12 protein-coding genes are annotated in these 14,242 nt (G+C 63.8%); 5 read left to right on the forward strand and 7 right to left on the reverse strand.

Features of this window, described 5'->3' with window-relative positions; translation table 11 throughout:
* Positions 1 to 5 precede the first annotated feature (5 nt).
* The 3 genes from MF4836_RS25120 to MF4836_RS25130 form a co-directional block, all read right to left on the reverse strand.
* Positions 6 to 1,397 carry an MFS transporter gene (locus MF4836_RS25120; protein ID WP_078472555.1) on the reverse strand — a complete coding sequence of 464 codons (1,392 nt, stop codon included), beginning with the start codon at positions 1,395 to 1,397 and terminating at the stop codon, positions 6 to 8.
* 102 nt (positions 1,398 to 1,499) lie between these two features.
* Positions 1,500 to 2,039, reverse strand: a complete 540-nt coding sequence (locus MF4836_RS25125; RefSeq protein ID WP_078472556.1) for a DUF4174 domain-containing protein — start codon at positions 2,037 to 2,039, stop codon at positions 1,500 to 1,502.
* An 82-nt stretch (positions 2,040 to 2,121) separates the two neighbouring features.
* Positions 2,122 to 3,054, reverse strand: a complete 933-nt coding sequence (locus MF4836_RS25130) for a LysR family transcriptional regulator (RefSeq protein WP_078472557.1) — start codon at positions 3,052 to 3,054, stop codon at positions 2,122 to 2,124.
* Between the two features lie 105 nt (positions 3,055 to 3,159).
* Between MF4836_RS25130 and MF4836_RS25135 the strand changes: the two genes are divergently transcribed.
* Positions 3,160 to 3,900: an SDR family oxidoreductase gene (locus MF4836_RS25135; protein ID WP_078472558.1), complete on the forward strand. Its 741-nt coding sequence runs from the start codon at positions 3,160 to 3,162 to the stop codon at positions 3,898 to 3,900.
* Between the two features lie 7 nt (positions 3,901 to 3,907).
* Here MF4836_RS25135 and MF4836_RS25140 read toward each other — a convergent pair whose 3' ends face one another.
* Entirely contained in the window at positions 3,908 to 4,939 is a 1,032-nt protein-coding gene (locus MF4836_RS25140) for a suppressor of fused domain protein (RefSeq protein WP_078472559.1), read from the reverse strand.
* A 610-nt stretch (positions 4,940 to 5,549) separates the two neighbouring features.
* On the opposite strand from MF4836_RS25140, the gene MF4836_RS25145 reads away from it, so the two are divergent.
* The 3 genes from MF4836_RS25145 to MF4836_RS25155 all read left to right on the forward strand — a co-directional run bounded on the left by MF4836_RS25145 (position 5,550) and on the right by MF4836_RS25155 (position 8,947).
* Complete coding sequence (locus tag MF4836_RS25145; RefSeq protein WP_078472560.1) at positions 5,550 to 6,539, forward strand: response regulator; 990 nt, start codon at positions 5,550 to 5,552, stop codon at positions 6,537 to 6,539.
* A gap of 4 nt (positions 6,540 to 6,543) precedes the next feature.
* On the forward strand, positions 6,544 to 7,491 hold the full coding sequence (locus MF4836_RS25150) for a sensor domain-containing diguanylate cyclase (protein WP_078472561.1): 948 nt from the start codon (positions 6,544 to 6,546) through the stop codon (positions 7,489 to 7,491).
* Between the two features lie 133 nt (positions 7,492 to 7,624).
* Entirely contained in the window at positions 7,625 to 8,947 is a 1,323-nt protein-coding gene (locus MF4836_RS25155) for a YncE family protein (RefSeq protein ID WP_078472562.1), read from the forward strand.
* 51 nt (positions 8,948 to 8,998) lie between these two features.
* Here the strand turns inward: MF4836_RS25155 and MF4836_RS25160 are convergent, their stop codons facing one another.
* Positions 8,999 to 11,119 (reverse strand): TonB-dependent siderophore receptor, encoded by a 2,121-nt coding sequence (locus tag MF4836_RS25160; protein ID WP_078472563.1) that lies wholly within the window; start codon positions 11,117 to 11,119, stop codon positions 8,999 to 9,001.
* A 195-nt stretch (positions 11,120 to 11,314) separates the two neighbouring features.
* Positions 11,315 to 12,442: a saccharopine dehydrogenase family protein gene (locus MF4836_RS25165; RefSeq protein WP_078472564.1), complete on the reverse strand. Its 1,128-nt coding sequence runs from the start codon at positions 12,440 to 12,442 to the stop codon at positions 11,315 to 11,317.
* Between the two features lie 453 nt (positions 12,443 to 12,895).
* Between MF4836_RS25165 and MF4836_RS25170 the strand changes: the two genes are divergently transcribed.
* Positions 12,896 to 13,765 (forward strand): isocitrate lyase/PEP mutase family protein, encoded by an 870-nt coding sequence (locus MF4836_RS25170; RefSeq protein WP_020298836.1) that lies wholly within the window; start codon positions 12,896 to 12,898, stop codon positions 13,763 to 13,765.
* Here the strand turns inward: MF4836_RS25170 and MF4836_RS25175 are convergent, their stop codons facing one another.
* Complete coding sequence (locus tag MF4836_RS25175; protein ID WP_078472565.1) at positions 13,766 to 14,173, reverse strand: response regulator; 408 nt, start codon at positions 14,171 to 14,173, stop codon at positions 13,766 to 13,768.
* Positions 14,174 to 14,242 lie beyond the last annotated feature (69 nt).

The following is a 14,242-nucleotide window of genomic DNA, read 5'->3' on the forward strand; positions in this document are numbered from 1 at the left end:
GCGCCTTACCTGGATTGCAGCACCGCCTCCCCGGCCTTGGCCGGCAGGCGCAAAGTGCCCAGCAACGCCAGCAAGGCGATCAGCGCAACCCACAGAAAGCTCAGCTGAAAATCCGCCGTGGCGGCCTGCCCATCATTGCCATGGGCAGTCATCGCCAGACGCAGCAGCAAGGCACCGATGGCCACCCCCAGGCCCATGCTCAGCTGGAAAAACATACTGAACAGGGTCGAGGCATCGCTCATCTGCACCTTGGGCACATCGGCAAATCCCAGGGTGTTGAACGCGGTGAACTGCATCGAGCGAGACAAGCCGCCGACAAACAGGATCAACATAATCAGCGGCCACCCCATGCGCGGCTCCAGCCAGGCGCAGGCGGCAATCGCCAAGGCGCCGAGAATGCCGTTGACCAGCAGCACCGGACGAAACCCCCAGCGCTGCATCACCGCCGTGGTGAAGGGTTTCATCGCCAGGTTGCCGGCAAACACCGCCAGCACCAGCAGCCCGGCATCCAGCGCCGAAAGGCCGAACCCGAGCTGGAACATCAGCGGCAACAGAAACGGCAAGGTGCTGATGGCGATGCGAAACAGCGAACCGCTGAACAGGCTGACACCAAAGGTGCGCACCCCGATCACCGCCAGGTGCAACAGCGGCTCTTCACGGCGGCGCATATGGGCCCAGGCCAGGGCCGCCAGCAGCAGCCCGGCACCGGCCAGGATCAGCCCCGGCCACCACTGGGCGCGCCCCAGGCCGAGCAGCTCGACCCCATACAGAATCGCCGCACAGGCGCCGCCCACCAGCACGAAGCCAGCCAGGTCGAAGCGGCGCGAACGAAGCTCGTCGCGCCTGGGCAACAGCACCAGGGCGGCGATCAGGGCCAGCAGGCCGAGGGGCAGATTGAGGTAAAAGATCCAGGGCCAGGAGGCATGGGTGACGATCAACCCGCCCAGCGGCGGCCCCAGGATCGGTGCCACCAGGCCCGGCCAGGTAATGAATGAAATCGCCCGCACCAGGTCCTTCTTTTCAGTGACCCGCAACACCGCCAGGCGCCCCACCGGGACCATCATCGCGCCGCTGATGCCTTGCAGCACCCGGGCCGCGACAAAGGTCTGCAGGCTGTCGCTCAAGCCGCACAGCAGGGACGAGACACTGAACAGGACGATGGCCGAACCGAAAACCCAGCGCGAACCGAAGCGATCGGCCAGCCAGCCACTGATGGGGATAAACACCGCGAGCGCCAGCATGTAGGCGCTCATGCCGATGTTCAGGTCCACGGCGGCCACGCCAAAGGTGCGGGCCATGTCCGGCAGCGCGGTGGCGATCACCGTGGCGTCGAGGTTTTCCATGAAAAAGGTCACCGCCACCAGCAGGGCGATCAGGGTGGAGCGGCGTGAAGACATGGGAGGCGGTACCCGGCCAGAGAAACGAGTGGCCTAAGGTACCCGATGGGGTTGGTTGCCGGTCAAGGGGCGCACGGCCTCGCCCCTGCCCGCGTTTGGCGTTCAGTCATCCAGGGGCTTGGCCGGGCCCGCCGGTTTCGCGGCCTTGCCCGCCTTGCCGGCGTGGGTCGGCTTGGCTTCGGGTTCCGGGGCTGGCGCGGGGGCAGCGGCTTCTTTTTCCGCCATGGGCATCTGGTCGATGGTGGCGAAGACTTCCTTGAGTTCAATGGCGCCGGAGTGTTCGAGCTTCTTCTCGCCGTCCTTGCCCACCAGGATCACTTTGGTCTGGGCCCCCGCCCCGAGCTTGAGGCTGCGGATCAGGGCCATGGTGGATTGCGGATCGAGGTCCTTGCCGTCGCGCTGGCCCATGGTGTTGATCACCGTGTAGAGCACCATGTTGCGTTCGGTAAAGGCCTGGCGATTGGCCGGCTCGTCCAGCGACTTCTTCAGGCTCATCAGTGTCGGATCGACGCTGCTGGGGGCGATGACTATCAGCGGGCGCGCCTTGCCCAGCTCCTGGGCCAACGGGCCGTCATTGTCGGCGGCCAGCAGGGGACCGGCGACAGCAAGCAGGGTTGCGAGGGTCAATGACCGAATGAACATGCGTCTCTCCTGTTGATTTTCCACGTTCTAATGATTGCGCATTGCGGGAAAAGGTCCAGGCCGCGACTCAAAATCTGACATTTTAATCGGCCAAAAGCGCCTTCCCGGCCTGAATCGACGGCAGCGCCTGGCCCACGAAATCGATAAACGCGCGCACTGCCGGGGCCATCTGCCTTTGGCTGAAGTAATACAGATAGAACCCGGGAAACGCCGGCGTCCAGTCGGCCAGCAGGTGCACCAGCCGCCCCTGCTCCACCAGGGCCTGGACCTGATGGGCGAATACATAGGCGATACCGGCCCCCGCCAGCACGATCGGGGTCAGCAGTTGCGGATCACTGACCACCAGGGCGCCCTCCACCGCCACTTGCAATGAGCGGCCACGCTTTTCGAACTCCCAGCGATAGACGCTGTTATCGGTCGGCCAGCGGTAGGACAGGCACTGATGCCCGCGCAGGTCCTGGGGAGTGCGCGGTGTGCCATGGCGCTGCAGATAGCCGGGGGCAGCCACCACCATCATCCGCAGCTCACCGCTCAGGCTCAGGGCGTGCATGTCCTGCTCCAGGCACTCGCCCAGGCGGATGCCGATATCAAAGCCGCCGGCGACGATGTCCACCAGGCGATCGTCGACCTCCACATCCAGGCTGATCAGCGGATGGGCCTGCATAAACCCGGCCAGCAGCGGCGCCAGGTAATGCACCGCGGCGTCCCGGGTGCTGTTGATTCGCACCCTGCCGGCCGGCACAGCGTGGGCTGCGCCCATGGCCGTCGCTACCGCCGCATCGATATCGGCCAGGGCCGGCCGCAGCCGATCCAGCAGGCCACTGCCGATCTCGGTCAGGCTCACGCTGCGCGTGGTTCGGTTCAACAAACGGGCGCCGAGACGCTCCTCCAGATGACGGATGGTCTGGCTCAGCGCCGAGGCCGAAACGCCCAGATGGGCCGCCGCACGGGCGAAGTTGCCCTGCTCGGCGACTGCGACGAATGCCCGCAGCTCGGCATGTTCACTGCCACGCATTATGTATCTCCAGCTTAATAAGCCATGGCGATACTACGGCATTCTCTAATCAATCCAAGGGTGAAATCCTGGCGCTTCCGCTATCTATCGAGGAGCTCGAGGACCATGGGCAGGTTTGAAGGGAAACGCATTCTGATTACCGGCGGCACCCGCGGCATGGGCCACGCCGCCGCCCAAAGCATCATTGCCGAAGGCGGAGAGGCCTGGGTCACCGGTGTCGATCCCCAGCGGGTGGAAGCCGTTGCCGCAACCTTGGGCGCCCATGGCCGAGCCCTGCGCAACGACGCCGCAGCCGTCGACACCGGCCAGGCCCTGGCGAACTGGGTGGCCGGCGCCGGCTTGCTCGACGGCCTGTGGCTGAATGCCGGTTACGCCGAGCTGGGGCCGCTGGAACAGGTCGACGCCCAGGCGTTCGACCGCATGCTGGCGACCAATGTACGCGGCCCGGCCTTGCAGTTGGCGGCCCTGTCGCCGCTGCTCAAGCCGGGGGCGTCGGTACTGGTAAGCGCCTCCAGCTCCGCCTACGAAGCCGCCGCCATGGCCAGCCTGTACGCCGCCAGCAAAGGCGCGCTGGTGTCCATGGCTCGCTGCTGGGCCAGTGCCTTGAGCACACGGCGGATTCGGGTGAACGTACTGCTGCCAGGGCCCATCGCCACCGGCTTTCGTGATTTTCTCGGTCCCCAGGCGCAGCAGGACTTTGATCGACACATCACCCGCCAGGTGCCGCTCGGACGCATGGGCAGCGCCGATGAAGCGGCAGCGGTGGCGTTGTTCCTGCTATCCGATGCCGCCTCGTTCGTCACCGGCAGCCAGTACCCGGTGGATGGCGGGCTGATGATGCGCTGAGCGCCCGTTACTGCAACTGCCACTCCAGCCCTTTGAAGCCGGCCAACCGGTATTCACCGGCCTGCGGCTTGAGGGTGCGCAGCAACTCGTCGAGGCTCGCCGGCGTCAGGGTCAGGGTCAGCAACTGGTCTTCGATCTGCAACTGGTCCTGTTCCCCGGCCACGAAACGCAGTTGCCAGTCGGCCCCCGCCACCAGGAACGGCTTGCCGAATGGCAGGCGCAATGGCAACAGGGCCAGCAGTTCATCGGCTTGGCGCGCCGCCAGGGTGATGCGGGTCTGGGTCGAGCGCAGCAGGCGTTCCTGCTGGGTCACTTGCAGCAGGTCGGTGTACAGGTAGCCGCTGGCGGATCCGTCGCGGCTCAGGCCTTCGGCAATCTGCTGGCGAACCTGGCCCCGGTCGAGCAGCGACTCACGCTCAAGATCGGTGATCCAGAGCGGCATATAAGGCAGCAGAACATCCAGCAGCTTGTGGGTGCGCCAGCGCTTGGCGGCCTGCTCTTCGTCATCGGTCAGGCCCACCACCTGCAGGAACGTCAGGCTGCCATTGGCGGTGTCCAACTCGGGCAATTGCGGGTCGCTGATAAAAGCCATGGAGCAGATCTGCGTCGGCTGGTCGCGAGCAATCGGACCGTTGGCCGGCATCCAGTCGCCATCACGGAACACATTGCCGCTGCCGAATACATAGCGCGCCAGGTTCTGCAAAAAGTTCATCGCCCAGGTTGGCGGATGGGCTTCATCCGCGGCGCAGGCCAAGCGAAAGGTCAGCTCGAAACCAAACCCGCTGGTCTGCGCATTATCGTTTTCCTTGGCGTACAGCTCGGAAAAGCCGTAGGTGATGAAGTGCCAATGGGGCAGCGGCTCCAGGTTCTTGTAGACGCTGATGCCGTCCAACGGATCGTTGCCGCCGAGGCTATAGGAAATGATGGTGCCGAAATGCTGGGGTTCCTGGCCGGGATACAGCGCTTCCAGGCGCTGGGAAATCCCGTCCCAGCCCACGGTCGATGGCAGCTCGTCTTGCTCGAGGGGGGTGTCGGACATCATGTCGCTCCTTGGGGTCGATCGTACGGGTCCGCCTATTGACGGCATCGACGGTGAAAAGTGCCGGCAATCTTAACCTGCGGCCCCAGGGTCGAGCACGGGCGTGTCCCAACAACTCGCGCAGATCGACCCGAACCCGGCCACTCATGAAGTAAACAATTGCATTACCCGAGCACCACAAGAGTGCAACACAACAGTGCAACGCCCATGAACAACTCACGAACGGTAATTGCCAACAATTGCCAGGCAAAGTTGCTGTTCAATCAATAAAGACTGATTCAGCTCAATCGCTTGATTTCAAACTTTTGTTAATCGAAGTTCCTCCTCCAGTGCCAGCCGCCAATTGCCTGACGCCAGAGAATACGCACCATTCACACGCCTGGCCCGAGACTTGTGGCGCGGAATAAACCACGCGATTAAATAAGCCGATTGGCACTCCTTATATAAGCCCGATACAGCGTCAAACTGGCTTGTTCTATAAGCATCGGCCGCTCTATAGTGCGCGCTGCATAAAAAACCCCGTTCAAGAAGTGGCCGCGCAAGGACCGCACTGCACTTCCTGAAACAGTCCGCGGCTGCCTGGATATTTCGCAATGAACTCTGTCTACCCATGATCCCGTTATTGGTCTGTGATGATTCGAGCATGGCCAGGAAGCAGGTGCTGCGAACCCTGCCCAGCGAATGGCGAGTGTCCGTCACCCAGGCCTGCAACGGCCAGGAGGGGCTTGAGGCATTGCGCCAGGGGCTGGGCCAGGTGGTGCTGCTGGACCTGACCATGCCGGTGATGGATGGCTATCAGTTGTTGAGCGCGGTCCAGGCCGAAGGCATCGAGGCGCAGATCATTGTGATCTCCGGTGATGTGCAGGAAGAAGCCATTCGCCGGGCCCGCGAGCTGGGCGCCCGGGCCTTCCTGAAAAAGCCCTTCGACCCGGACCAGTTGCGCGCGCTGCTCGGCGAACTGCGCCTGCTCGACGGCACGGTCCAGGTCCCGGCCCTGGCGCCCTCCCCAGCCCCGCAAGTGACCTTTCGCGACGCGTTCCGCGAAACGGTCAACGTATCCATGGGCTACGCCGCGGCGCTGATCGCCAAGGTGCTCGAAGTGTTCGTGCACCTGCCGATTCCCCACGTCAATGTGCTCGAAGCCGGCGAGCTGCAGATGCTGCTGGCCGACGCCAACCGCGCCCAGCAACTGACCGCCATCTGCCAGAGCTACATCGGCAGTGGCATCGCCGGCGAGGCCTTGCTGATGTTCTATGACTCGGAGGTCGCCGACATCGCCAAGCTGATGGAGCACGGCACCGCCGAGTACCAGGAAATGGAAGTGCTGATCGACCTCTCCAGCGTCCTGATCGGCGCCTGCCTGAGCAGCATCGCCGACCAGCTGGATGTGTTCTTTTCCGTCGGCCACCCGCAGGTGCTGGGGGAGCAGACCTCGATCGATGAATTGATCCGCCTCAATCAGCAACGTTGGGCCAAGACCCAGGCCGTGGAAATCAGCTACAGCCTCGAAGAACAGAACATCCACTTCGACCTGTTGCTGCTGTTCACCGAAGGCTCCATGGAGCTGCTGGAGCAAAAACTTTCCTACCTGATGAGCTGAGCCCATGCGCAACCGAATGGATTTTAGTGAGCTGCACTGGCTGCTGGCGATCGTCCAGAGCATTGACGTCGGCATCGTGGTCCTGGACCTCGAATGCCAGGTCCAGGTGTGGAACAGCTTTATGGAGAACCGCTCAGGGGTGCAGTCCAAGGACGCCATCGACCGCTCGTTCTTCGAGCTGTTTCCCGAGGTCGACCAGGAGTGGTTCAGCCGCAAGCTCGGCCGGGTGGTGGCCCTGGGTACCCCGGCCTTCACCATCTGGAAGCAGCGTCCGTACCTGGTGCGATTCAAGAACTACCAGCCAATCACCGGCCAGGGCGAGTTCATGTTCCAGAACACCACCCTGCTGCCGCTGCGCTCGTCCAACAGCGAAATCCACCACGTGTGCCTGGTGATCTATGACGTCACCGATGTGGCGATCAACAGCCAGGCCCTGCAAGGCGCCAATGCCCAGTTGCAGCACCTGTCGCGCACCGACCACCTGACCCAGCTCTACAACCGTGGACACTGGGAGCAGAGCGTGGAGTTGGCCTACCAGCGGCAGAGCCACGGCATGTCCCTGGTGATGCTCGACATCGATCACTTCAAGTCGATCAATGATCGCTACGGCCACCCCGCCGGCGACGCCGTGATCCGCCAGGTCTCGACCCTGATCCGCCAGCACGTGCGCGCAGGTGACGTGGCCGGGCGCTATGGCGGCGAAGAGTTCGCCCTGCTCCTGCCCCACACCGACCATGACGGCGCCTGCAAACTGGCCGAGCGCCTGCGCCAGGCGGTCGAGCACCAGGAAGTCATCCATCAGGGCCAGAGCATTCGCTTCACCATCAGCCTCGGTGTCGCCAGCCTCGACCGCCCGACCCAGGACCACCGCTGCCTGATCGGCTGGGCCGACCAGGCGCTGTACGCCTCGAAACATGCCGGACGCAATCGGGTGTCCAGCTACACGGGCTGACTCCGGGCGCCAAGTGCGGCGCCGGGCTAAAAAAAAGCCCGGGCTGCGGATATAGTGCGCCAGCTCGCGGTCCACATTGGCTGCATCAATGCGACCTCTCCCCTGAATTGCCGGAACAAGGAGTCCTCTGGCCATGGCCGATCCTCGAACAGCCTCCCCTCAACAGCAGTGGCACAACGCCGTACTGCAATACACCCGCGCCATCAACCAATACGTGCAAGACGGCATGGCCCAAGGTTGGGACGGGCTCGAAGAGCCGACACTGCCGGAAACCGAACACCTGCTGAATGCCTGGCGAGCCGCCCTCGAAACCCTCAACCAGCAACCCCGGGATGCCGCCGCATTCGCCGCCTGGCGTGAAGAGTGGCCGCCGGCGCACTTCCCGCTGCATTCGCGCCTGGAGCAGGAGGGCCGCTCGATCCCGGCCCTGGCACTGCTGGACGACGGCACCCTACTGGCACGCATCGGCGCCCCCTATGAAGGTGGCCATGTGGTGCATATCGACGGACAGCACATTGAAAAGGTCAGCCAGGGCGAGTTCTTCGGACGTTGCCCGCAGCGCCGATTCTTTGCCTGGTCGGTACCCAGCGGCGTGCGTGTTACCGACGGCTGGAATGGCCCGCAAGTGGCCGAGTTTCCCTGGCCCACCGGGCGTGAAGGCTTGCCGGACAGCCTGGTACTGGAAGAAGAGGCGCAAATACTGCCCAGCGCGCTGATCCCCTTCCCCGATGGCCAGCGGGTGCTGCTGGTGAGTTCGGACGGGATCTTCGTGCTGCACGCCGAAGGCGCCACCCGGGTCCTGCGGCGCCCGGAAGAACTCGACAAAGACCTGGCCGACGGTGTCGCCCCCGATGACCTGGCCGTGGGCCTGTCCATGGAGCACGGGGCGATCTCCCCTGACGGCCAGTGCATCGCCATCGGCGAACAGTGCGGGCATCACCTGGTGCTCAACGCCCAGCTGGAGGTGGTGGCCGAAGTCGGCCCGGCCGGTGAATACCCGCACTTCGCGATGTTCAACCAGGCCGGCGACCGACTGATCCTCAATGCCTGCCACTTCTATAACGGCGGCACCCTGGGGGTGGCGGTGGCCGATCTGCCGGGCCTGCGCACCGACTTTTACAGCGATGACCCCCGGACCCCGGTGTTGCAGGAAGGTGCCCGGGTCTATGCCGGCGCGGCCCGCCACGATGAGTTCATCGTCGGCGACGCCTACGGCTACCTGCGCGCCTTCAGTGAAACCGGCGAGGAGCGCTGGCAGCACTACGTCGGCTCGTCCTTCAGCGCGATGGACATCAGCCCCGACGGCAAGACCCTGGTGGCGGCCACCTGCGCCGGGATCATCGTGCAGATCGACCTGGACACCGGGCGCCCGCAATGGCAGATCGGCACCGGCGATCACCACGAAGTGCGGCGCTGGATGTTCTGGAAGAGTTTCGTCAAACCCCTGGTCTGCTAAGCCTCGGCCGGCGCGCCGGGGTTGCCGCCCGCGTGCCGGAACAAGGGCGCCCTACAGGGTGTAGGCAATCCCCATCTGCACCGTACGCGGCGCGCCCGGGTAGGCGTAGACGTTGCCGAAGGCACCTTCGTCATAGTCGGCGTTGAACAGGTTCTTCACGTCCAGGTTCAGGCGCACGTGCTGGTTGAGCTTGTAGTAGCTGAGCAGGTCGAACACCCGGTAGCTGTCCATGCTGAAAGCGTTGGCCGCGGTCTGCCCGGCGCGCTCGGCGACGTACTTGGCTCCCAGCCCCAGGCCCAGGCCCTTGAGCCCGCCGTCCTGAAACTCGTAGACATTGAGCAGGCTGAAGCTGTTGCGCGGAATGTTCAGCAGGCGGGTTCCCGAGGCCAGGCGGTTGTCTTTGGTGACCTCGGCGTCGACATAGGCGTAGCCACCGATCATCCGCCACTCCGGGGTCAGGTTGCCGGCCACGTTCAGGTCCAGGCCACGACTGCGCACTTCGCCGGCGGCGACACTGAACGTCGAATCCACCGGATCGGCCGTCAGCACGTTGCGCTTTTCAATCTGGTAGAGCGCCGCATCCACACTCAACTGGCGCTCCAGGGCTTCCCACTTGACCCCCACTTCATAAGACTTGCCCTCCTCCGGCTTGAAGCCGCCACCGGTACGCGCCGCGCCGGTGTTCGGCTTGAAGGAACGCGCGGCGTCGGCATACACCGCCACGGTCGGCGTCAGGTTGTAGAGCAGGCCGGCGCGCGGGGTCACCGCGTTGTCGCTGTTGGTCCAGCTCGGCGTGCCGGCCAGGTAGCTGTCGTAGTCATGTTCGAAACGCTCGAAACGCGCCCCCACCAGCGCCTTGAGGTTCTCGGTCAGGCTCACTTGGTCCTGGACGAAAGCGGCGTAGGTCTTGAGGTTTTCCTGGTCATGGGTGGTGGTGCGAGTCAGCGTCGGACGGGCCTGGCCGTAGACCGGATCGAAGATATCGATCGGGTAACTGATGCCGCCCGCGGAGCGCTGGATGATCGACTGGTAATCGTAGTCTTCGTACTCGACGCCAGTGAGCAGGGTGTGCTCGAAACCCGCCAGGGAGAAATGCCCGGTGAGGTTCAACTGGTAGTCGCGGTCACGCCACTCCAGCTTGCGGTAGTTGAAGTTGCGCCCCAGGGTGCGCCCGTCGGCGGCAATGCCATTGGCCTCGATGCCGTTGCCGGCCAGCGAGCCGTCGAGGATCTGCGCACCGCCACCCAGGGTCCAGTCGTCGTTGAGAAAATGCTCGAAGCGCAGCTGGCCCATATTGTTGTCGTTGTGCAGCTTGCCGATGTCCTTCTCGCCAAAAAAAGTCTCGCGCGAGGCCACGCCGATCTGCGCCGGATAGCGGGTCACGCCGCGATCCAGGGGCGCATTGTTGCGCATGAAGTCCCCCTCGAAAGTGATCTTGGTACGGTCGTCGACCTGCCAGCTGAGCACCGGGGTCACGCCGTAACGCTCGGTCTCCACATGATCGCGGAAGGTGTCGCCGCCCTCGCCGATGACATTCAGGCGGTAGGCGAAACGCCCTTCCTGGTCCAGCGGCCCCGAGGCGTCCAGGGTGCCACGGCGCATGCCCTGGTCGCTGAGCTGGCTGCCCAGGGTCACCGCCGTCTCTTTCAGCGGCTGCTTGGACACCACATTGAAGGTGCCGCCCGGGTCGCCACGACCATAGAGCATGGTGGCCGGGCCGCGCAGCACTTCCAGGCGCTCGATGGTGTTGGCGTCGGGCATGTTCGGGTAGCCGCGGTTGATCGGGAAGCCGTTGCGGTAGAACTCGCCGGTGGTAAAGCCGCGCACAGTGAAGGTGGTCAGGCCCTGGCCGCCGAAATTGTTCGCCCGGCCCACGCCGCCGGCGTAGTCCAGGGCATCCTGCAGGCGCGTGGCGCCGAGGTCTTCCACGGCGTCGCGGGTGACCACGCTGATGGACTGCGGGGTTTCATGAATCGAGGTGTCGGTGCGGGTGGCGCTGGCGGAACGGGTGGCGCGATAACCCTGGACCGGACCCTGGGCCTGCTCTTCGGTGGTGCCGTTGATATCAATCGCCTGCAGCTCGATTGTCGACCTATCAGTGGCTGCCGATTCAGCCCAGGCGGCCTGGGAAATGGCTTGGATCACACACAGAGAAACCAGAGTTCGACGCATCAACGGACTGCCCTTAAAGAGATGCCGGGCACAACAGGAGCCCGACAAGAATTGGTATCGAATATTATCAATACTCATTCTCAGTTGATACTTTTTATGGTTACTTTGTCCTACAAAAATACCGTTGTGCCATCACTCGAACCCTGATATCGCGCGCCTGCCAAGACCGCTGGCGAGCGTGTCTTGCGCGGCGTCTCAGGCGTTCCCGGCAGAGAACCAGGCCTCGATTTTGAGGTTTTCCGGATCGTTGATGGCGGCCAGGTACTCGTCGAGGGTGACTTCACCGACACAGGCCCGGGCCCCGGGTTGCGGCACGTAGCCGTCGAGCAGTTTGCGGGTCAGGGCCACGGCGGCGCAGCTGGGAATCTGCGGCCCCTTGTCGTTGGCGGCGGTCAGTTGTGCGGTCATGGCCAGGGCTTGGCCGTCGACGCCCTGCCCCTGAACGTCGATATACATCGCGCTCTGGCCGTCGCCGAGTTTTTCGAACCACAGGCCGCACCGGTAGAGCCGGGCCGCCCAGGCTTGGGTCGAACGCACCAGCCCGAACCGCACCGCCTGGGCCAGCAGGGCATTGGCCAGGCCGGCGATCTTCAGCCCGGCGCCGGCCTTGAACACCAGGGTGTGGGCGCCGTAGCGCTCGGCGAACAGGTCCAGGTCCGGCACGTCGACGTTGGCCAGCAAGCGGCTGCCCAGGTACGGCATCTTGCGCAGGGTCAGGCCCTGCCAGGCGATCACCGGGTACGGTCGGCCGTCCTTGAGTTGCTGGATCGGCTTGCCGGCATAGGCCAACACGCCTTCGATGGTCGACAGGCCGGGCATTTTCGCCGAGGAGGAAATACCGTGTTCGATGCGTTCGATACGGGCAAAGCGCGCCCGATGCTGGTCGATGATCGCCGCCGCCAGGGTCGGCACCGAGCTGCAGCCGCTGAGCAGCGTGACCCCGGCCTCGCGCGCCGCCTGGTCCAGCACGCCGATGCCGCCGACAAAGGTCCGGCAGTCGGCCAGGTCGCAGTAATTGACCCCGGCCTCGATACAGGCCCGAGCCACGGTGTAGGGCTGGCCCTGGAAGGGCCCGCCGGTATGGATCACCAGCTTGATGCCCAGGCTGCCCAGGGCCGCCGTGAACTGGGGCCCCATCGCATCGCCGCACCAGCTGCTGCAATCCTGGGCGCCTTGCTGGCGCAGTTCGTCGAGCTGTTGCGCTAGCTTTTGCCGGTTGCGCCCCGCACTCACCAGGCTCACGCCCGGCATCTGGCCCAGATGACGGCAGACGATGCTGCCGAAATTTCCGTAACCACCGATCACCATTACCTTCAACGTCATCTATGACTTCCTTGCATCAGTGGCTCAGACGGTCCCTTTTCTGGCTTGGGGGCCGGCGCGCGGGAGCTTCCCCGATTTATCCGGCAGGGGCAAGCGCAGTCGCCCTCCCGGGCCGGAAAGTGCCCGTTTTTAGCTCGGAAAAATCAGACCGACCTACAAACCGAGAAAAAAATCCAATGCCGCTGCGGCATAATGCTATGCAAACTCGTCATCATCCCGACTTTAAGAGCGTGATAGCCTTCCGCTCCTCTGTGGCTTCGTACAACAAACCTGCCTGTTCGCTTCGAACACCCGCGCAGGATAAAGAAGCCTTGTACATGCTTGCTTCGATCTTCTCTGCCCAGCTCAGCGTTTCACTCTGGGTCTATCCACTACAGACCTTCAGGAAAACCGACAGCAAATATTGACTCGGCCCTAGTGTCGGCACCTTTTCGTTTCAAATTCGGAGCTGTTATGTCCAGGCTTTCCCATCAAGATCTGCGCCGCGCCTTCCGTGAACTCATGGCCTCCAACGCCTGCTACCACACCGCTTCAGTCTTCGACCCGATGTCCGCGCGAATCGCCGCCGACCTGGGTTTTGAAGTGGGGATTCTCGGTGGTTCGGTCGCCTCGCTGCAGGTCCTGGCCGCACCCGACTTTGCCCTGATCACCCTCAGCGAATTTGCCGAACAGGCCACCCGCATCGGCCGCGTCGCCCAACTGCCGGTACTCGCCGACGCCGACCACGGCTATGGCAACGCCCTCAACGTGATGCGCACCGTGGTGGAACTGGAGCGTGCCGGCATCGCCGCCCTGACCATCGAAGACACCCTGCTGCCGGCCCAATTCGGCCGCAAGTCCACCGACCTGATCTCGGTCGCCGAGGGCGTGGGCAAGATCCGTGCGGCACTGGAAGCCCGGGTCGACCCGGAGCTGTCGATCATTGCCCGGACCAACGCGGCGATCCTGCCGATCCAGGAAATCATCAGCCGCACCCAGCATTACCAACGCGCAGGCGCGGATGCCATCTGCATGGTCGGCGTGCGTGACTTCGAACAACTGGAGCAGATCAGTGAACACCTGACTGTGCCACTGATGCTGGTGACCTACGGCAACCCGGCCCTGCGCGACGACGCACGCCTGGCCGAACTCGGTGTGCGCATTGCAGTCGACGGCCACGCCGCCTACTTCGCCGCGATCAAGGCCACTTACGATTGCCTGCGCGAACAGCGCCAGATCTTCACCCAGGCCTCGGACCTGAGCGCAACGGAACTGGCGCACACCTACACCCAGCCCGAGGACTACATCGTCTGGGCCAAGGAGTACATGAGCGTCAAGGAGTAATCAGCGGGCCATTGCCTTGCCGAGTGCACCCTCGACACAATCGACAATCTGGCCAATGGTCCAGGGCTTGCGGATAAACGTCACCGGCTGACGAACCCCGGAACTCTCCGGCGTTTCGTAGCCGGACATCACCACCACCGGCATCGCCGGCCAGTGTTCCCCCACCAGGTTGGCCAGGCTCGCACCGTTGAGCCGGCCGGGCATGGTGATATCCGTCAGCAGCAGGCACACCTCATCGGCGTGCTGTTGAAGAAAATCCCACGCCAGGTCGGCACTGGCGCACGCCTGGGTGGCAAACCCTTCGTCCTGCAGAATCTCGCACAGGAACTCCAGCACCGTCGGCTCGTCCTCCACGATCAGGATCAATCGGCGGGCGGTATCGGCGCGGGTGGACGAGGCTGGATTCATGAGGTTGTTGCTCCCTGACTGCATGGACGACTGAGCGGATGAACGACGCTATCTGCTCTTATGAGCCAC

This window comes from Pseudomonas sp. MF4836, from assembly GCF_002018875.1.
In the GTDB taxonomy this organism is placed as follows: domain Bacteria; phylum Pseudomonadota; class Gammaproteobacteria; order Pseudomonadales; family Pseudomonadaceae; genus Aquipseudomonas.